Genomic DNA, 17,623 nt, shown 5'->3' with positions numbered 1-17,623 from the left:
AGGGCCATCCGCTCCCTTGTGCAATCGGTCATGCGCATGCCGGGTCTGTTACTGTTCTACGCAGGGCAACCCGGTTGCCCTCGTCCGCCCGGCCCGTTGATCGGGCGATCCGGCGCTAGGCCGGCACCGGCTCGAGCATGCCGAACCACGCCACCAGCGCGAGGATCAGGACCGCGCAGAGCGTCTCGACGATCAGGCTTTTGCGCAGCACGCCGAGCGCCGCCGGGTGGTCGTCGGCCGCGAGCGCCCGCTCGAACGCCGGCACGAGCCGGAATCGATGCGACGCGGCGAGGCCGAGCATCACGGCGAACGCCAGGAGCTTGAGAAGCAGAAGCTGGCCGTAGAGCGAGCCGAGCAGTCCGGCGAGCTGTCCCAAGCCCACGACCAGCAGCAGGTTCACCGTGCCCGTGACGACCAGCGTGGCGACGACGATCGTCCCGATCGTCGCGAAACCGTCCAGCGCCCGATGCGACAGCCTGAGATGGTCCGCGGTCATCCGGTCGCTCCGGCGGAAAAGGAGCAGGAGGAGCGCGGCCAGCGCGCCGATCCAGATTCCCGCCGCGAGCAGGTGAAGAATGTCGGCGCCGAGATGAACGGCGCCGGTCGCGCCCTCGCGCATCGCGGCATGGCCGCCCCATGCCAGGCTGGCCAGCGCGATCGCTCCGCCCAGCCCGGCGCTCGACAGCATGAGCACCGGCCGCCTGCCGCAGACCAGGACCGAGGCCAGCACGAGGGCGAGCGCCGCCATGCGCACGATCCAGGCGGTGCCGACCGCGGTCTCCTCGACGATCATTGCGATCGAGGCGGAATCGACCGCCGTCAGCGGCACGCCGGCCATCGCGGCGGCGAGCACGGCCAGTCCTGCCGCCGAGAGCAGCAGGCCGAGCAGCGCCGTGCCGCCGAGCAGCGGACGGAACGCAATCGCGGCGCCCGACCGGCGCTCGTCGCCGCGCAGGCCGTAAAGGCCGAACGCGGCGATCCCGAACAGCGCGGTCAGGTCGAGATAGAGCCCGAACCGGAGGGCGACCGCGACTGCGTCCATGCTTACTGGACTTTGAAGCTGTAGTTGCCCTGTATGCGGTGGGTGTCGGCGGACACGACGCGCCAGTCGACGCGGTAGCTGCCCTTGGGGAGGGGCCTGGCCAGCGTCAGCACCAGCGTCTTGCCATCCCCGGCAAGGCTCGCCTTGACCGGCATCTTCATCGGCCCGTGCATCTTCATGCCGGGCATGTCGGTCATCACGACATCGGCGCCGGAGAACTGCGCGACCAGCTTTTCCGAGAAGACGAGCTGAAGGCGCGCGGTCGGCGCGGTCGTGGCATTGGGCGCCGGGGTCGCGGAGAGCAGCTTGGGATGGGCGAAGGCGGGCAGCGGCGCGACGAGCGCCGCGATCGCGAGAAGAGGGGCAATGCGCATTCGAGAATCACTCCAGGACGCCGGCGGCATGCCGGTGTTGGAGAATACGCATCGCCGACGCGCAACCCTCATCAACCTGTGCTCAAGCGATTCGATGCGCCCTGAAACCAATCTGCGCGAGGGATTGCCCGCCCGTCTGCGTAAAGGCAGAAAAGGGGCGAGCGGAGCGATGACATGAACATGGATCTGGACGAGGCGCTTGGCAGGCTCTCGGCTGCGCCGGTGCCCCCCGGCCTGGCGGAGATCGAGGACAAGGTGTTCGCGCGAGTGCGCGAGGAAGCGGCGTTCGCGACGCAGCGGCTGCGGGTCGGCGCGGTCGCGGTGATTGCCGCCCTCGGCCTTGGCTTCGCTGCCGGCAGCCCGGTCACGGCAGCGGCTTCGCCGAACACGCTGTCCCCCTTCGGACCATCGAGCCCGCTTGCCCCCTCGACGCTGCTGGCGGCAGACTGATGAAGCCCTGGCGCTGGACGGTCGGCATTGCCATCATCGTATTCCTCGCGGGCATCGCGGGCGTCCTTGCCGGCCGCGCGCTGATCCCGGCGCGGCCGCAATCGTCCGAGCTGCACGAAGTCCTGCACCATCAGCTCAAGCTCGATGCCGGTCAGGAGGCGCGGCTCGAGGCGATCGAGCAGCAGTTCGCGGTGCGCCGCCGCGCGCTCGAGCTCGAGCTGCGCGCTACCAATGCGCGGCTCGCCGACGCGATCCAGGCCGAGCACGGCAATGGTCCTCGGGTTACAGCCGCCGTCGACGCGTCGCACGTCGCCATGGGCGAGCTTCAGAAGGCGACGCTCGCGCATATCTTCGCGATGCGGCAGATCCTGCGCCCCGACCAGGCGGACAAGTTCGATCGGGCAGTGGTGAAGGCGCTGACCGCCGACGCGCGGTGAGCCTTGACCTGTCCGCGCTGAGCGATAGCGAGCTCGCAGCCCTGAGTGTCGGCGGGCGGGACGCCGCCTATGCCGAGATCATGCGTCGCCACCGCGACGCGCTCTATCGCATCATCGCCGGCAACATCGCCGACCCCGAGGAAGCGCTCGACCTGCTCCAGGAGACGTTCGTCGCGGCACATCGTGCGCTTCGGCGCTACGATGGCCTGCGCCCGATGCGGCGCTGGCTGGCAACCATCGCGCTCAACAAATGCCGGGACTGGCGGCGGCGGCGCGCGGTTCGGCGCCTGTTCGCCTTCGCGCTGCCGCTCGATGCGAGCAGCGCGGAGATACCGGAGGACAAGGCGCTTCCCGACGTCGAGGTGGCGGACCGCGCCGAGATGCAGCGCGTCGCCCGTGCGATCGCGGAGCTCCCCGAGCCGCTGCGCGAGCCGCTGGTGCTGCGCACGGTGCAGGACCTGAGCCAGGCCGAGACCGCCGCGATCCTCGGCATTACCGAGAAGGCGGTCGAGACCCGGGTGCGGCGCGCGCGGGCAAAGCTCACTGCGCAATTGAAGCATCCTTGAACGCCTCTTGACCCTGACATGGTGTCAAACCCTAACTGAGCCGTGGCAAAATCAGGAGCAGGCATGAGGGCGCCGCCGCGCGCGTGCGTATCGGCAATCAAAGGCTCAGGCCCGTTACGGGGACAAGAATGACAAATGCGATCAACCGCCGTCAGCTGCTGCGCGGCGCCACGCTCACCGCTGGCGGGCTCGCCGCCGCCGGCTGGCTTCCCGCCTGGGCGCAGACGGTCTCGCCCGGTATCGTCCGGCCGCTGCCGACACTTTCGGGCGAAGACATCACGCTCAAAATTGCCCGGCAGACGCTGGTGGTCGACGGACATCGTACACGGGCGATCGGAATCAACGGTACCGTGCCGGCACCGCTCATCCGCCTGCGCGAAGGCCAGACGGTACGGCTCAACGTCGTCAACGATCTCGACGAGGACAGCTCGATCCATTGGCACGGCCTGCTCGTCCCGCCGGAGTTCGACGGCGTGCCGGGCGTCTCGTTTCCCGGCATCAAACCTCGGTCGAGCTTCCTCTACCAATTCCCGATTCGGCAAAGCGGCACCTACTGGTATCACAGCCATTCGGGGCTCCAGGAGCAGCTCGGCCATTACGGGCCGATCGTGATCGACCCGGCCGGCCCCGATCCGGTCCAGTACGACCGTGAGCATGTGCTCGTGCTCGCCGATCACAGCCCGCTTTCTCCGCAGGAGATCTTCCGCCGGATGAAGGTCGACGCGGGACATTTCAACTTCCAGCGCCAGACGCTCGCCGGCCTGCTGTCGGGCAAGGATCAGAAGCTCAAGGACCGGATCGATTGGGGCGCCATGCGCATGGACCCGACCGACGTCTCCGACGTCACCGGCTCGACCTACACCTATATCGTCAACGGCCATGGGCCGCGCGACAACTGGACGGGGCTGTTCAAGCCCGGCGAGCGCGTGCGCCTGCGCGTGATCAACGCCTCGGCGATGACCAACTTCAACGTGCGCGTGCCCGGGCTCACCCTCTCGATCGTCCAGGCCGACGGCCAGAACGTCCATCCGGTCGAGGTCGAGGAGTTCCAGATCGGTGTCGCCGAGACCTATGACGCGGTCGTCACTCCGGCGGAGGACAAGGCCTATACGATCGTCGCCGAGGCGATCGACCGCTCGGGGATGGCGCGCGCAACGCTGGCGCCGCGGCCCGGAATGGCCGGCGAAGTGCCGCCGCTCAGGAAGCGGCCGATCGCGACGATGAAGGACATGGGCATGGACATGTCGAGCATGCACGGCATGGAAGGCATGGACATGTCCGGCGGCGCCCGCGGGATCGATCCCACCGCCGAACAGAATGCGTCTGCCAAACTCGCCACCGGCACCGCGGCGGCAATGGGCGGCATGGATCATGGCGCAATGCCGGGGATGGATCACGGCGCGATGCCCGGGATGGATCATGGGTCCATGCCGGGCATGGACCATGGGGCGATGCCCGGGACGGACCAGGGATCGATGCAGGGCATGGACCATGGCAGCATGGACATGGGTTCGATGAAGATGCGCGACTTTTCGAACGCGCCCCAGGTCAAGAAGGGCCCCGGCGTGCAGACGATCTCGCCGATGCCGATGGACCGCACCGGCGAGCCCGGCCAGGGCCTCGAGGACGTCGGGCACAAGGTGCTGGTCTACAAGGACCTGATGGCGCTCGATCGCAACCCCGACGTGCGCGCGCCATCGCGCAGCATCGACATCCACCTGACCGGCAACATGGAGCGGTTCATGTGGTCGTTCGACGGCGAGAAGATGTCGGAGAAGCACGAGCCGATCCCGTTCATCGAGGGCGAGCGGGTACGGGTCAACCTCATCAACGACACGATGATGAGCCATCCGATCCACATCCACGGCCATTTCTTCGAGCTGGTCACCGGGCACGGCGATCACGGTCCGCGCAAGCATACGGTGATCGTCCAGCCCGGCGGCAAAGTGACCTGGGATTTCACCGCCGATGCGGTCGGCGACTGGGCGTTCCACTGCCACCTGCTCTACCATATGGAGGCGGGGATGATGCGCATCGTGAGCGTGCGGCCGAAGGGAGAGGCCGCATGAACCGGCTCGTCATCGCGCTTACCGCATCCACGGCGCTCGCGCTCGCCCAGCCGGCGCTGGCGCAGGACCATTCGCAGCATCAGGGCATGAATATGCCCGGCATGACGCCCGCCCCGGCCAGGAAGCCGGCGCCCAGGAAACCGGCGGCCAAAAAGCCCGCTCCCAAGCCGGCCCCCAAGAAGCGGGCGGCAAAGCCCGCGCCCAGGCCTGCCGCCAAGCCCGCACCCAAACCGGCGCCGAAGCCCGCCGCCGCGCCAAGCGGCGGCATGGAGGGCATGGATCATTCGGCGCACGACAGCATGAGCCAGACCGCGCCCGCGGCGGAGCCAGCCAAGCCCGCCGAGCCGATGCCCGGCATGGACATGCAGGATCACAGCCAGCACGGCGCAGCGCCCGCAGAGGCGCACGGCGGGATGGAGATGACCGGGACGGCACTGCCCGCCGGCGATGCCCCCGCGCCGCGGCCACCGATGGATCATTATGCCGACCGCCAGTTCCCGAAGGACGAAATGGCGCGTTCGCGCGAGCGCATGATGCGCGAGCAGGGCGGGCAGACCTTCTACCAGGTCATGTTCAACCTCGCCGAATATCGCGCGCATCAGGGCCGTGACGGTTATCACTGGGACGGCGAGGCGTTCGTCGGCGGCGACATCAATCGCCTCTGGCTCAAGTCGGAGGGCGAAGGCGCGTTCGGCGATGCTCTCGAGAGTGCCGAGGTCCAGCTGCTCTACAGCCGCGCGATCGATCCCTATTTCAACCTCCAGGCGGGCATCCGCCAGGATTTCGGACCGGGGCCGGACCGCACCTATGCGACGGTCGGCTTCGAGGGGCTCGCGCCCTATATGTTCGAGGTCGAGGGCGCGCTGTTCCTCTCCGACAAGGGGGATCTGCTCGGCCGGCTCGAAGGCTATTACGACCAGCGCATCACGCAGCGGCTGATCGTGCAGCCGCGCGTCGAGTTCAACCTCTCGGCGCAGGACATGCCCGCAAACCGCATCGGCTCCGGGCTGACCGACGCCGAGCTGGGCCTCAGGCTGCGCTACGAGATCACGCGCCAGTTCGCGCCCTATATCGGCGTTTCCTATGAAGCGAAGACCGGCCGCACCGCCGACTTCGCGCGCGCCGACGGCGAGGATCCCTCCACCACGAGCCTGGTGGCCGGCGTGCGCATCTGGTTCTGAATGATGAAGGACGTGGAGGACAGGCACGACAGCCACATGCGCGGGGCGTAGGCATCCGGCGCTTACCCCTGCGGGAAATCCCAAGGAGAGACGCGCCATGACGAAGAACGCCTATGCCAGCCTCGCGCTGCAGACCCTGGTCAGCGGCATCATCATGTACCTGGTGATGTTCGTGATGATCGACCGCCTGTCGAGCTTCTACAACAACCTCAACATGCTCTACATGACGCTGATGATGGTCGCGCCGATGGTGGTGCTGATGATCCTCGCGATGCGCCACATGTTCCCGTCCAGGGCCGCCAACGGCGCGCTGATTGCCGGCGCGGCCGCCGTGTTCCTGATCGCGTTCGCGCTGATCCGCACCCAGACGACGATCGGCGACACTGCCTTTCTGCGCTCGATGATCCCGCACCATTCGGGCGCGATCCTGATGTGCCGCGAGGCGTCGATCCGCGACCCGGAGATCAAGACGCTGTGCGCCGGAATCATCCGGTCGCAAGCCGAGGAGATCGAGCAGATGAAGGCGATCCTGGCGCGCCGGTGATGATCTGATCTGTCCGCGCCAGCAGAATCACTCTGCTCGATCAGCGCCGATCTCAGGTGCGGCAGAGAGAAAATCCGAGGGGCGGACCTATGGTCTGCGTAAGACTGGTGAGCGCGTCCGGTGATGGACAGCTATGACGCTTCACCTGCATGACGATGGAGCGGGGACGCGGGAGATGAGAATGAGACGGATCAGGATTGTCTTGGCTGCGTTGGCGCTCGGCCTTCCCGCAGCGGCGCTGACCGCCCAGCAGATCGCGGTTCACCGCGATCCGGGCTGCGGGTGCTGCGAGAAATGGACGCAGCAGGTGCGGGCGCAATTCGGACGGCAGGTGCGCATGATCGACGATGCGCAACGGAAGGCGCTCCACAAGCGGTTCGGCATGCCCGCCGATCTCGCCTCCTGCCACACCGCGATCATCGACGGCATGGCGTTCGAAGGCCATGTCCCGATCGCCGACATGAAGCGCGCGCTCGCGCAGCGCCCGAAAGGGGTGACGGGGCTCGCGGTTGCCGGCATGCCGCTCGGCTCTCCGGGAATGGAAGTCCCCGGCCAGCGCGCGCAGCCGTTCATCGTCTTCGCCTTCGGACCGGGCGGCAAGAAGGTCTTTGCCCGCCACGGCGGCTAGGAAGGCGAAACCGCATCGATCACGCTCGACCACGGGCCGATCCACGAGGCGAACTGGCCGGCAGTGACGATGGGATTCAAGGCGGCGGCGGGGCTGACCGGCCGCGTGAAGGTCGGCGACAGGGTGGCGTTCAATCTCAAGCTCAAGGGCGGTTCCGGAGAGATCACCGCGATCACCAGGCAATAACCCGGGCGGGCCGCCCGCGGGAATGATTCGGTAGGAAGCGGCGTCGCCGCGCGATCGGGATTGTTCGCATGCACGCTACCGAAATGGAGCAAGACTTTTCTCCGGCGCGCCTCGCGAAACCGTGGCGCGGATTTCGGATGGGCTGTATAGACAACTCATGACAGCGACCGCGGCCAGACGCACGGAATCGAAGGCGAACCCGGCCGGCGAGGCAGCAGGCACAGACCCCGAGAGCGGACGAACGGCCAACGGCGCAGGCGAGGCGCCGCGCTACGCGGCGATCAAGCTGTTTATCCGCGACGCGATCAAGAATGGAACGCTGCGGCCAGGCGACCGCGTGCCGTCGGAAGCCGAGCTGGTGTCCCGCTTCGCCGTGTCCCGCATGACGGCGAACCGCGCGCTTCGAGAGCTGCAGAGCGCCGGGGTGCTGGTGCGGCGGGCCGGGAGCGGCTCGTTCGTCGCCGAGCCCCGGCCGATCGGGCACATGATCGAAATCCGCAACATCGCCGACGAGGTCCGGACGCGCGGTCACGCCTATCGGGCGAGGGTCGTGCAGAATGAGGCGGTGAAGGCGGCGGCCGATACCGCGGCGCTGATGGGCGTGGCGGCCGGCACGCGCCTCTTCCATTCGATCATCGTGCACCATGAGGCCGAGTTTCCGATCCAGCTCGAGGAGCGCGTCGTGCTGGCCTCGGCGGCGCCGGACTATGGCGACATGGATTTCACCCGCACCACGCCGAACGAATATCTGACGCGGATCGCGCCGCTTGAACGTGTCGAGCACCGGGTGCGCGCGGCGATGCCCGACGATCCGACCCGCACCCTGCTGGGCCTCAGCGACGGCGAGCCTGTCCTCGTCATGATCCGTCAGACCTGGAGCCGGGGGCGGCTGGTCTCCCATGCCTGGCTCACCCATCCGGCGAGCCGCTTCGAGCTCTCGGCCAGCTTCGCGGTGCCGGGCGCCTGACCGCTAGATCGAGGCGGTGGAGTTCGCGGGCGTGCGCCGGCGCCGTCGCAGCCAGCGGAAATCGGCGGCGCGGAAACTCTTGAACAGGAGGTAGAAGCCGGTCCCCGACATCCAGAGCACGCCGAACGCGACGAAGATGATCAGCGGATGGTTGAAGCTGGTCCGCGTCACATAATCCATGTTGTGAAGCATCCAGAAGAAGTCCCAGGTCCGCCACGTGTCGCCGCGCATCACGAGGAAGCGGCCGGTTTCGGCGGAGACATAGGCGCTGCTGTTGGCCTTGTCGGCAAAGTTCACGCGCCACATCGGCCCCGAATGCTCGCGCGCCTCGAGATTGGGCCTGTCCAGCCGCGCCACGTCCCGGACGGGCGCTTCATTGGCCATCGAGGCGACCGCCTGCGCGACCTCGGCATCGATCGCGACGCGCTGGCCGTCGATCGCATCGACGAGCCGCACACCGCCGGCCGTGCGCAGCTCGTAGACCGGCCGGCCGACGAGATCGCGCAGCGTCAGTCCCGATACCGGTCCATGGGCCGCAAGCCGCGAGGGGTCGACGAAAGCGGTCTCGGCCGGCAGGGGGTGCGCATGCGCGGCAGGCATGTCGTGGCCGCCGACCTCGCCCATGTCGAGCAGCGCCATCATCGAACCGCTCAGCGCCCAGAGCAGGAACTGAGCGCCGAGGATCAATCCGACCCATTTGTGAATGCGGCGGAAGAGCAGCGGGGAGAGCCGGATGCGCTTCATGCCGCTGCCTTCTTTTTCTTCTTGCGCCGCGGGAAGGCCCAGACGAGCAGCCAGGCACCGCTCAGCGCCATCGCGAATGCGCTCCAGGTCGCGACCCGAAGGAGCGAATTGTTGACGTCGGTGCGCGCGTCATAGTCCATGATGTGGAGCATCCAGGCGAAGTCGAAGATGCGCCAGAGATTGTGGCGCCGCGAGATCAGTTCCCCGGTGGCCGGCGACAGATAGAGCGTCGGGCGGTTCCAGCCTTGGAACTCGACCTGCCAATAGGGCGGCTTGCGCGACTGCATCTCCTGCGGCGCCGTGGTCAGCAGGCGCACCGACACGATGTCTCCGGCTCCCGCATAGATCCGCCGTGCCAGCAGGCGGATGTCGCGTTCGGTCGGCGGCGGGAGGCGCACGCCCGTGTGCGCGTCGAACAGGGCGAGGCCCGCGGGCGTCTCGGCACGCCAGACCGGCCGGTCGAAATAGCGCTGGAGCCGCAGCTCCGAGCTTTCCGGTTCCGCCGCCACGATGCGCGCCGGCGGGACGATTCCGGACAAGTCGAACGGCTGCACGGCGGGCGCGCGGACGAGGTGGTCGCCATGGATCGTGTCGATATGGACGACGACCATGTAGAAGCCGGTGAGCGTCCACAGCACGACCTGGACCCCGACCAGCAGCGCGAGCCACTTGTGCGTGCGCCGCGCGACGAGCGGCCAGCGGACCTTGCTGCGCACCGTCCGGGGCGCCTCAGAAGCCTGTGCGGAAACCGACATAGAAGCGCCGTCCGAGGAGGTCGTAGGTCATGGTGTCCGTGTTCGCATCGGTGAAGCTCTGGATATAGGGTGCCTTGCGATCGAAGAGGTTGTCGACGCCGATCTGGAAGCGCGTGCGCTCGTTGATCTCGTAGGCGAGCTGCGCATTGTGGTAGAACACGTTCGGCGTGCGGTAGCCGATATCGCCCGGCGCGGCGTTGAAATCGGTTGCCTTGCCGATCCATTGCGTCGACCAGGTTGCGCTGAAGCCGTCCTTGCGCGCGGTCACCACGCCATAGCCGCGCCACTTGGCATAGCCGCCGTTGCCGCCGCCGATAAAGCCGTCAAACGGGATCGGATCGCCGCCGGGGAAGGGCAGCACGACATATTTGTTGAGATAGGTGACGTTGAGGTCCACCGACAGCGCGACCGTGCCGACCTTGCGGTCGTAGACGAGGCCGAGGTCGAGCCCGTTCATCTGCTCACGCCCGGTGTTGATCGGCTGCGCCGACAGATAGGTGACCTCGCCGGTGAGCGGGCTGCGTGTGAAGTCGCCGCAGAACGGGTGCGACAGGTTGGCGCTGGTGTAGCAGACCGCGAGCTTGGTTGACCCCGGAATCGCGCGGATCGCGCTCTTGATGTCGAGGTCGAACCAGTCGGCGGTGAGCGACAGGCCGGGCACGAGGCCCTTGGGCTGGATCACGGTTCCGATCGTCCAGCTTTTCGAGCTCTCGGGCTTGAGGTTTTCGTTGCCGCCGACGGTGGTGAGGATGGTGGTGCCGAGCTGGACGTAATTGGCGGGGACGCCCGAGGCCTGGCAGTTGGCGATCAGCGTCGCGTTGCCGCTGGTCGAATAGCGGCTGCACGGATCGGTCGTGGTGAGATTGCCTTCGGACACGCCGCCGAACAGCTCGGGCACGTTGGGGATACGAAAGCCCGTGCCATAGGTGCCGCGCAGGCGGATATCGTCGTTGATCATCCAGTCGGCGCTCAGCTTGTAGTTCCAGTCGCTGCCGAACAGGTCGTAGTTCGAATAGCGGACCGCGCCGTCGAGCGTCAGCGCCTTGAAGAAGGGCGTGTTGGCGAGCACCGGGACCGAGAGCTCGAGATAGGCTTCCTTGGCAGTGCTCGAGCCCGAGATCGGATCCTGCTGGTTGGTGTTGGCGACGCCGAGCACCGTCAGCGGATCGGGGTCGCGCCAGCCCTTTTCCTTGCGGTAGACCGCGCCCGCCGCAAACGCGACCGGGCCGGCCGGCAGCCGGAAGAGATCGCCGTTGATGTCGGCGGTGACGGTGGCGAGCTCGTTGCCGCCGCGGTCGCGCGAAGTGAACAGGATATAGTCGAGCGCCGCCGGCGTCAGGTCGCCGAAGCCGAGATAGTCGGCGCAGGGGATGGCGGCGCCCGCCGCCAGGCTGCACTTGCTGGTGTCGAGCGTGTTCGCGACGCGCTCGAGGTTGGCGATGTTGGTCGAGCCGTCGACTGCGGTGTTGCGGCCGAAGCTGCCGGCCACTTCCCAGGCCCAGTTGTTGGCGAGCTTGCCGCGCAGCCCGAACGTGCCCTGCCAGGTATCGGTCTCCTGGAAGAACTGCCGGGGGCCGGGCTCGGCGAGACGGCGCTGGATGAGGACGATGTTCTGGCCCGTCGGATTGGTGGGATTGCTCGCCGAGATGGCGAGGTTCCGCAAGGTGCCCGGCGTCGCGATCTGGTTGGACTTGCGATAAGTGTAGAGGAACTCGCCGAATGCCTCGATGTCGTCGGTCAGGTCATAGTCGGCGAAGAAGGCGGTGCTCACGCGCTCGACCGGGCTCACCGCATTGAGGAACGGCGCCGAATTGAAGTTGTGCTTGGCCGCGCTGTACGGCTCATAGAAATTGCCGTTGCCGCCGGGCACCTGGTTGAAGTTGATCTGCTGGCCATTGGGCAGCACCGCGCGCCCGCCGATGGTCGAGGCGCTGTTGACGCAGGACAGCGAGCCCGGGGTCACTTCGGCGAGCGAGCACGGCGCCCGGCTCGCCATGTTGACCGCTTCCGTCTTTTGATAGGTCGCCGCGGCCATGAAGCCGCCACGGTCGTTGCGGATGCCCCAGATCAGATCGGCGGTGAAATCAGAGCCGTCGCCGCGTTCGGTGATGCCCTGGCGGACGCTGATGCCGAGCCCCTCATAGTCGGTGCGGGTGATCAGGTTGACCACACCCGCCATCGCGTCGGCGCCGTAGATCGCCGAGGCGCCGTCCTTGAGCACGTCGGTGCGCGCGAGCGCGACCACCGGGATCATGTTGAGGTCGGGCGACGAGTTGGCGCCGGTGCCGCCCGCGACGAGCCGCCGGCCGTTGAGCAGCACGAGGGTGCGCTTGATGCCGAGGCCACGCAAATTGACTTGCGCGGTGCCGTAGCCGTTGCCCGTCCAATAAGCCGAGGTCTGATTGCCGGCAAAGCCCGCATTGGCGGGGAGGCGCTGGAGCACGGTCTCGATGTTGACGATGCCGGTGTTCTCGATCTGCTCGGCGCCGATGACGGTGGCCGGTCCGACGCCGGCGAGGTCCTGCCGGCGGATACGCGATCCGGTGACGACGATCTCGCCGCCCGGTTCACTGGTCGCCGCCGTGTCGGCGGGCTCTGTCTGCGCCTGCGTCTGTGCCTGCACCGGCGTGGAATAGGCCGCGATCATCGCGGCGCCGACAAGCAGCGCTCCCTTCTTGCTCATGCCAATGCTCCCTGACCCTTGTTATGGGGCGAAGGAACACCGATTGTATATACAGGTCAAGACGTATTCTGCCTTATATTTCAATTATTTAAGGCGATCTTGCGCACGCGCAGCACGCACCTCTAATACGCAGCCAATTCCCTCATCCCTCATCCGCCGACGAAATTTTTTTGCATGACTGCCGCGGGCGTTGAAACAGTCGGCAAGGCAAAGGTGCCGCCCAGGTATTGTTTCGTTCGTGCCCGGCGCGGTGTGAAGTCGAATCGACAGCTGGCGACCACGTCGTGCCGATCTACACCTTGCATCAATCATGTCCGCTTTCACGGTCCGACACCCAAAAGCCGACAGCCGGCAAACGGCCCAAAAGCAGCTGGACTGCTTGTGACATCAGCCGCCAGTCCGCCTCGCGCCCCGATTTCGGTCGTTCGGCATGGGTTCTGCTGAACCTGAGAGCTGACGTTGAGCGCGGGATGAGCATGCGGACATGGAAAAGCGCTTACGCGGTTGTAGGCCGCCGCTTGCCTGAACCAGTAAAAGAACGCATCCTCTTCTAATGGGAAAGGGTGGCGAGACACCAGCGCTGCCGGATATCGCCGTGCGGCTGCAACTGCCTGCCGCCGAGGTCTCCGCGCTCTGCGATTATGCCGCTTCGCTCGGTGAGGTATTGCCGGCCGCGGGCGGGCGGATCGCGTTGGGCGACTATTTCCGCCTGGTGCAACGCCTCGCGGTGGCCGGTCAGGACGAGACCTGTCATCTTTCTCGCCGTATCCTGAAACCTGGCACGAACGATTTCGTCGTCGAAACGATGCGTGGCGCCCGCGACCTCGAGGATGCGATGCGCCGCATCGCCCGCGCCTACAATCTCGTCCACGGCGGCGACTACAACCGGGTGGAGCGACGCCGCGACACCATCGCCTATATCGTCGACGATGTAGGCTTCCCTTATGCCGTCGACCGGGAAAGCGCCGCGATCCACGGACCGATGGAGGGCGTGCTCATTTTCCTCAACGCGCTGTTCTCATGTGCGACGGGAATGGACCTCGAGGCCGAACTGCGCTCGGTCCGGACGCGGCGCGCCGTGCGCGGTGCACCCGACGGCTTCCTCGCCATCTGGAAAGCGCCGGTCCGCCGCAACAGCTCGGTCTATATGCTCGACTATGATCTCGCCGCCGCGCGCCTGCCGGTGGTCGCGGACGTCGCAAAGGCAGGAGGCGCGGCGCACATCTATGAGGTAATCGCCGCGCTGATCGCGGAACGCGAGCGTGCCACCGAACCGCGCGATATTCCGGGCCGGGTAAGAGCGGCGCTGATCAGCGGTGCGACCGGACAGGCACAGGTTGCGCGGCTGCTCGGCGTCAGTGTCGCGACGCTGCGTCGCCGCCTCGCCGAAACCTCGCTGACCTTCCGGGACTTGCGTGCCGAGGTGCTCAACGCGCAGGCGCGGGCACTGCTTGCCGGCCGGCGGCATCCCGGCGATGTCGCCGAGCAGCTCGGTTTCTCCGACGGGCGCAGCTTCGCACGGGCGTTCAAGGCGTGGAACGGAACGACGCCGGCCCGCTACGCCGCCGGACCCGACCAGCGCGGGCTTTCGACATGAGCGAAATTGTCCCTTAAAACTGACGCTGAGTGTCATCGACCGACCGCCGGTCCTGCTTCTAAAATCCTCGCAAGTCGGCGCAGAATCCGATCGGGGAGGCGGAATGGGAAACGCGGCGCGATGGAAGGCCGGACCGGGGGCCGGCGCGCTTCTGATCCTGGGAGCGGTCGAGCCGGCATCCGGGCAAGATGCTGCGCCCCAGGCGACCGAAGCAGCCGCCGAGGGCGAGATCGTCGTGACGGCCAGGCGGCGCGCGGAATCACTGCACGACGTGCCGGTCGCGGTCAGCGCCTTCGATGCGAACCGCATCTCGGAGCTGCAGGCGGACGACCTGTCCGGCCTGCGCTATTCGGTGCCCAACCTCTATCTGGACCAGGGCGACGGCGGCAATGCGGTCATCTACATCCGCGGCGTCGGCCAGAATGATTCGCTCGCCTTCGCCGATCCGGGGGTCGGCGTCTATGTCGACGACGTCTTCATCGCACGCTCCCAGGCCGCCTTTCTCGAGCTGTTCGACGTCGAGCGGGTCGAGGTGCTGCGCGGACCGCAGGGCACGCTCTATGGCCGCAACACGATCGGCGGCGCGGTCAAGTTCGTCTCGACCCGCCCGGCACGCGAGCCGGAAGGCTATCTTGAGGCAGGCGCCGGCAATTTCGATCTCCTGACGCTGCGCGGCCGGATCAGCGGACCGCTTGCGGGGGATGTTCTGCGCGGCAAGATCGCCTTCGCGGTCACCCGGCGCGACGGCTATAACGACAATCTGTTCACCGGCGAGGACGACGGCGACCTCGAGACCTATGCCGGACGCATCGCGCTGCTGTTCGAGCCGAGCAGCCGGTTCGAGCTGCTGCTCAGTGCCGACGGCCGCATCGACCGGCCGGATACGTCGCGCAGCCCGCACCGGGAAACGCCGATCACCGTCGCCGCGCCCGCGGTCACGACGCTGCCGGCGCTCGGCGATCCCTATCACGTCGAGGCCAATGCGAACGGCCTCAACGATCTTGACGCCTATGGCGTGTCGCTGACCGCGCGCTGGCGGCCGAGCGACCGAATCACGCTGGAATCGATCACCGCCTATCGCACGATGGACTTCGACCTCATCCTCGACACGGACGCTTCCCCCTATCCCGTGCTCGACATCCTGCTGCGCCAGGACCAGCGGCAATTCAGCCAGGAGCTGCGGCTGCTCTACCAGGACCAGAGTTTCACCTTCACCGGCGGGGTCTATTATTTCTACGACCGGGACATCAGCTTTTCCGGCTATGACGACGGCGCGGCGACCATCTTCTTTCCGAGCTGCCCCGCCAACGCCCCGGACCCGACGCCGGTCTTCTGCTCCGTCACCAGCCTCAACTTCCCCAATGCGGCGCTCGCCGAAACGCGGCAGATCACCAATTCCTATGCCGTCTTCGGCGACGGCACCTATGCGTTGACCGACCGCCTCAGCCTCAGCGCGGGGCTGCGCTACACCTATGAGCGCCGCAGCTCGGGGCGGACGTTCGAGAATTTCTTCGATCCCGCCGTCTCGGTGATCGGCGACACGCCACCCTATCTCCAGGGCGTCGGCGTGCCCGGTCAGCCGATCCGCGGCCGCGCGAGCTTCGAAGCCTTCACGCCGCGCGTCTCGATCTCGTACGACGCCACCGACGACGTGCTGATCTACGCCTCGGCCGCGCGCGGCTTCAAGAGCGGGGGTTTCGATGGGCGCGCTGCCAGAGACTTCGCGTTCCGTCCCTTCCGGCCCGAGTATGTCTGGAGCTACGAAGGCGGCATCAAGACGCGCTGGCTGGGCGGGCGGCTGACCGCCAATGCGGCGGTCTTCTACAACGACTATACCGATATGCAGGTGACTTCGTTCGGCGCCGATCCGGCGACCGGCGTGTTCCAGAGCCTGTTCACCAATGCCGGTCGTGCCCGCGCCTATGGCGCCGAGCTCGAGCTGTCGGCGCGGCCGGTGCGCGGCCTGACCGTCGACGCCTCGCTCGGCTATCTCGATGCGCGCTACCGCGAGTTCGAGGTGCTGGTGGGGACGGCGATCTCCGACGTCAGCGACCGCCGCATGGTCAATGCGCCGCGCTGGAACGGGAGCATCGGCGCGACGTGGCGCGTGCCGTTGAGCGCCCGCCTTGTCGGCACGATCCATGCCGATGCCGCCTGGCGTGACACCTCGGCGATCGAGATCACCGATTCACCGGTGCTGCGCCAGCCGGCCTATGGCCTGCTCAACGGCTTCGTGGCGATCGGCAGTCCGGATGAGCGCTGGCAGCTGCGCGCCGGTGTCAAGAACATCACCGACAAGGCGATCCGGGTGCAGGGTTTCAACCTGGAAGGCTTTCCGGGCGTCCAGGCCGGCTTCTACGCCGCGCCGCGCACCTATGACCTGCGCCTGATGCTGCGCTTCTGACATGGAGGGGGTGACCAGCATGCGCAACGAACCGGACGCACAGACGCGACAGCTGCTGCAGGGCATCGAGCTCATCATTGCGGGCTGGCGGGATCGCCTGCTCACCGGCGGGATCGCGGCATCGCGCGCCTATGCCTCGGTGATCTTCCGCGCCTTCGCCGGACCACCGCCCGAAGCGGGGTTGTGCGAGATCGCCGACTTCATGGTGCCGGGCGGCGACGGTGTCCGGCCGGGGCGGCTCTATCGGTCGCGAGGCGTGGCGCTGCAGCCGGTCGTGCTGTTCCTGCACGGCGGTGGCTGGTCGCTCGGCGGGATCGCGGATTATGACGTGCTGGTCCATGCGCTCGCCGCCGAGAGCGGCGTCGCCTTTCTCTCGCTCGACTATCGCCTTGCGCCGGAACATGGCTTCCCCGCCGCGCTGGAAGATGTTGCGGCCGCGCTGGCCTGGCTGCGCGGCGCGGCATCGGAGCTCGGCCTGCGGGCCGACCGGATCGGCGTGATGGGCGACAGCGCGGGCGGCAATCTCGCTGCCGTCGCCAGCTGGCTGGAGCGCGGCAGCGACCCGGCGATCGCCGGTCAATGGCTGCTCTATCCGATGACCGACGTCAGCCGTCCGCATGAGGCGTTCGCGTCGCGCATCGATTATGGCGAAGGCGACCTGTTCCTGGCGCGCGGCGCGGTCGACGCCGCCCGGGCTTGGTATCTCGACGAGCGGGAAGGCCTCGCCGCCGATCCCTGCGTATCGCCGCTCGAAGCGGGGGATCTGACCGGCCTGCCGCCGACCGGGATCGTCGTCGCCGGTTGCGATCCCCTTCAGGACGAGGCGCGTGCCTATTACGAACGGTTGATTGCGGCCGGGGTGGACGCGAGCTGGCGCTGCTACGACAGCGCGATCCACGCCTTCCTGTCGTTCGGCGTGCTCGACGTCGCGAAGACGGCACGCGGCGCGCTCGCGCAGGATGTGCGGGATCGCCTGGGCGATCGCTCTTGACGTAG

17 protein-coding genes are annotated in these 17,623 nt (G+C 67.2%); 12 read left to right on the top strand and 5 right to left on the bottom strand.

Annotation, left to right across the window (positions count from 1 at the left end; translation table 11 throughout):
- Positions 1 to 115 precede the first annotated feature (115 nt).
- Together copD and copC are read right to left on the bottom strand one after the other, a co-directional pair.
- On the bottom strand, positions 116 to 1,042 hold the full coding sequence (gene copD, locus OK349_RS17755) for a copper homeostasis membrane protein CopD (protein WP_265119239.1): 927 nt from the start codon (positions 1,040 to 1,042) through the stop codon (positions 116 to 118).
- Positions 1,043 to 1,044: 2 nt separating this feature from the next.
- A complete protein-coding gene (copC, locus tag OK349_RS17750; protein WP_265119238.1) occupies positions 1,045 to 1,416 on the bottom strand; it encodes a copper homeostasis periplasmic binding protein CopC in 372 nt (123 codons plus the stop codon).
- Between the two features lie 174 nt (positions 1,417 to 1,590).
- Here copC and OK349_RS17745 point away from each other — a divergent pair, with 174 nt between their 5' ends.
- The 9 genes from OK349_RS17745 to hutC all read left to right on the top strand — a co-directional run bounded on the left by OK349_RS17745 (position 1,591) and on the right by hutC (position 8,444).
- Positions 1,591 to 1,866 (top strand): hypothetical protein, encoded by a 276-nt coding sequence (locus OK349_RS17745; RefSeq protein WP_265119237.1) that lies wholly within the window; start codon positions 1,591 to 1,593, stop codon positions 1,864 to 1,866.
- Entirely contained in the window at positions 1,866 to 2,303 is a 438-nt protein-coding gene (locus OK349_RS17740) for a periplasmic heavy metal sensor (protein WP_265119236.1), read from the top strand. The genes OK349_RS17745 and OK349_RS17740 overlap by 1 nt, the downstream gene beginning before the upstream one ends.
- A complete protein-coding gene (locus tag OK349_RS17735; protein ID WP_265119235.1) occupies positions 2,300 to 2,869 on the top strand; it encodes an RNA polymerase sigma factor in 570 nt (189 codons plus the stop codon). The genes OK349_RS17740 and OK349_RS17735 overlap by 4 nt, the downstream gene beginning before the upstream one ends.
- Positions 2,870 to 2,997: 128 nt before the next feature.
- A complete protein-coding gene (locus tag OK349_RS17730) occupies positions 2,998 to 4,938 on the top strand; it encodes a copper resistance system multicopper oxidase (RefSeq protein WP_265119234.1) in 1,941 nt (646 codons plus the stop codon).
- Positions 4,935 to 6,119, top strand: coding sequence for a copper resistance protein B (locus tag OK349_RS17725; RefSeq protein ID WP_265119233.1), 1,185 nt, complete (start codon positions 4,935 to 4,937; stop codon positions 6,117 to 6,119). Before OK349_RS17730 ends, OK349_RS17725 begins: the two co-directional genes overlap by 4 nt.
- 97 nt (positions 6,120 to 6,216) lie before the next feature.
- Positions 6,217 to 6,663, top strand: coding sequence for a DUF305 domain-containing protein (locus OK349_RS17720; RefSeq protein ID WP_265119232.1), 447 nt, complete (start codon positions 6,217 to 6,219; stop codon positions 6,661 to 6,663).
- 181 nt (positions 6,664 to 6,844) lie between these two features.
- Entirely contained in the window at positions 6,845 to 7,291 is a 447-nt protein-coding gene (locus OK349_RS17715; RefSeq protein WP_265119231.1) for a DUF411 domain-containing protein, read from the top strand.
- Between the two features lie 18 nt (positions 7,292 to 7,309).
- Positions 7,310 to 7,477: a copper-binding protein gene (locus tag OK349_RS17710; RefSeq protein ID WP_265119307.1), complete on the top strand. Its 168-nt coding sequence runs from the start codon at positions 7,310 to 7,312 to the stop codon at positions 7,475 to 7,477.
- Between the two features lie 157 nt (positions 7,478 to 7,634).
- Positions 7,635 to 8,444: a histidine utilization repressor gene (hutC, locus tag OK349_RS17705; RefSeq protein ID WP_265119230.1), complete on the top strand. Its 810-nt coding sequence runs from the start codon at positions 7,635 to 7,637 to the stop codon at positions 8,442 to 8,444.
- Between the two features lie 3 nt (positions 8,445 to 8,447).
- Here hutC and OK349_RS17700 read toward each other — a convergent pair whose 3' ends face one another.
- Genes OK349_RS17700 through OK349_RS17690 form a run of 3 tightly spaced genes read right to left on the bottom strand, consistent with a single transcriptional unit; the run spans position 8,448 to position 12,626 of the window.
- Positions 8,448 to 9,188, bottom strand: a complete 741-nt coding sequence (locus tag OK349_RS17700) for a PepSY domain-containing protein (protein WP_265119229.1) — start codon at positions 9,186 to 9,188, stop codon at positions 8,448 to 8,450.
- Entirely contained in the window at positions 9,185 to 9,904 is a 720-nt protein-coding gene (locus OK349_RS17695; protein WP_265119228.1) for a PepSY domain-containing protein, read from the bottom strand. The genes OK349_RS17700 and OK349_RS17695 overlap by 4 nt, the downstream gene beginning before the upstream one ends.
- A 13-nt stretch (positions 9,905 to 9,917) precedes the next feature.
- Positions 9,918 to 12,626: a TonB-dependent receptor domain-containing protein gene (locus OK349_RS17690; protein WP_265119227.1), complete on the bottom strand. Its 2,709-nt coding sequence runs from the start codon at positions 12,624 to 12,626 to the stop codon at positions 9,918 to 9,920.
- A 595-nt stretch (positions 12,627 to 13,221) separates the two neighbouring features.
- Here OK349_RS17690 and OK349_RS17685 point away from each other — a divergent pair.
- From OK349_RS17685 to OK349_RS17675, 3 genes are all read left to right on the top strand, one after another.
- Positions 13,222 to 14,223, top strand: a complete 1,002-nt coding sequence (locus tag OK349_RS17685) for a helix-turn-helix domain-containing protein (RefSeq protein WP_265119226.1) — start codon at positions 13,222 to 13,224, stop codon at positions 14,221 to 14,223.
- A 103-nt stretch (positions 14,224 to 14,326) separates the two neighbouring features.
- Positions 14,327 to 16,627: a TonB-dependent receptor gene (locus OK349_RS17680; RefSeq protein WP_265119225.1), complete on the top strand. Its 2,301-nt coding sequence runs from the start codon at positions 14,327 to 14,329 to the stop codon at positions 16,625 to 16,627.
- Between the two features lie 19 nt (positions 16,628 to 16,646).
- Positions 16,647 to 17,618 (top strand): alpha/beta hydrolase, encoded by a 972-nt coding sequence (locus tag OK349_RS17675; protein WP_265119224.1) that lies wholly within the window; start codon positions 16,647 to 16,649, stop codon positions 17,616 to 17,618.
- The last annotated feature ends 5 nt before the right edge of the window (positions 17,619 to 17,623 follow it).

Source organism: Sphingomonas sp. BT-65, from assembly GCF_026107375.2.
Taxonomy (GTDB): Bacteria; Pseudomonadota; Alphaproteobacteria; order Sphingomonadales; family Sphingomonadaceae; genus Sphingomonas.
The sequence above is the reverse complement of the archived record's forward strand: the minus strand, read 5'-3'. Positions and strand labels throughout refer to the sequence as shown.

Coding starts and splice junctions, on each gene's coding strand:
- copD (WP_265119239.1), bottom strand. CDS start 1,042: ATGGACGCAGTCGCGGTCGCCCTCCGGTTCGGGCTCTATCTCGACCTG.
- copC (WP_265119238.1), bottom strand. CDS start 1,416: ATGCGCATTGCCCCTCTTCTCGCGATCGCGGCGCTCGTCGCGCCGCTG.
- OK349_RS17745 (WP_265119237.1), top strand. CDS start 1,591: ATGAACATGGATCTGGACGAGGCGCTTGGCAGGCTCTCGGCTGCGCCG.
- OK349_RS17740 (WP_265119236.1), top strand. CDS start 1,866: ATGAAGCCCTGGCGCTGGACGGTCGGCATTGCCATCATCGTATTCCTC.
- OK349_RS17730 (WP_265119234.1), top strand. CDS start 2,998: ATGACAAATGCGATCAACCGCCGTCAGCTGCTGCGCGGCGCCACGCTC.
- OK349_RS17725 (WP_265119233.1), top strand. CDS start 4,935: ATGAACCGGCTCGTCATCGCGCTTACCGCATCCACGGCGCTCGCGCTC.
- OK349_RS17720 (WP_265119232.1), top strand. CDS start 6,217: ATGACGAAGAACGCCTATGCCAGCCTCGCGCTGCAGACCCTGGTCAGC.
- OK349_RS17715 (WP_265119231.1), top strand. CDS start 6,845: ATGAGACGGATCAGGATTGTCTTGGCTGCGTTGGCGCTCGGCCTTCCC.
- hutC (WP_265119230.1), top strand. CDS start 7,635: ATGACAGCGACCGCGGCCAGACGCACGGAATCGAAGGCGAACCCGGCC.
- OK349_RS17700 (WP_265119229.1), bottom strand. CDS start 9,188: ATGAAGCGCATCCGGCTCTCCCCGCTGCTCTTCCGCCGCATTCACAAA.
- OK349_RS17690 (WP_265119227.1), bottom strand. CDS start 12,626: ATGAGCAAGAAGGGAGCGCTGCTTGTCGGCGCCGCGATGATCGCGGCC.
- OK349_RS17680 (WP_265119225.1), top strand. CDS start 14,327: ATGGGAAACGCGGCGCGATGGAAGGCCGGACCGGGGGCCGGCGCGCTT.
- OK349_RS17675 (WP_265119224.1), top strand. CDS start 16,647: ATGCGCAACGAACCGGACGCACAGACGCGACAGCTGCTGCAGGGCATC.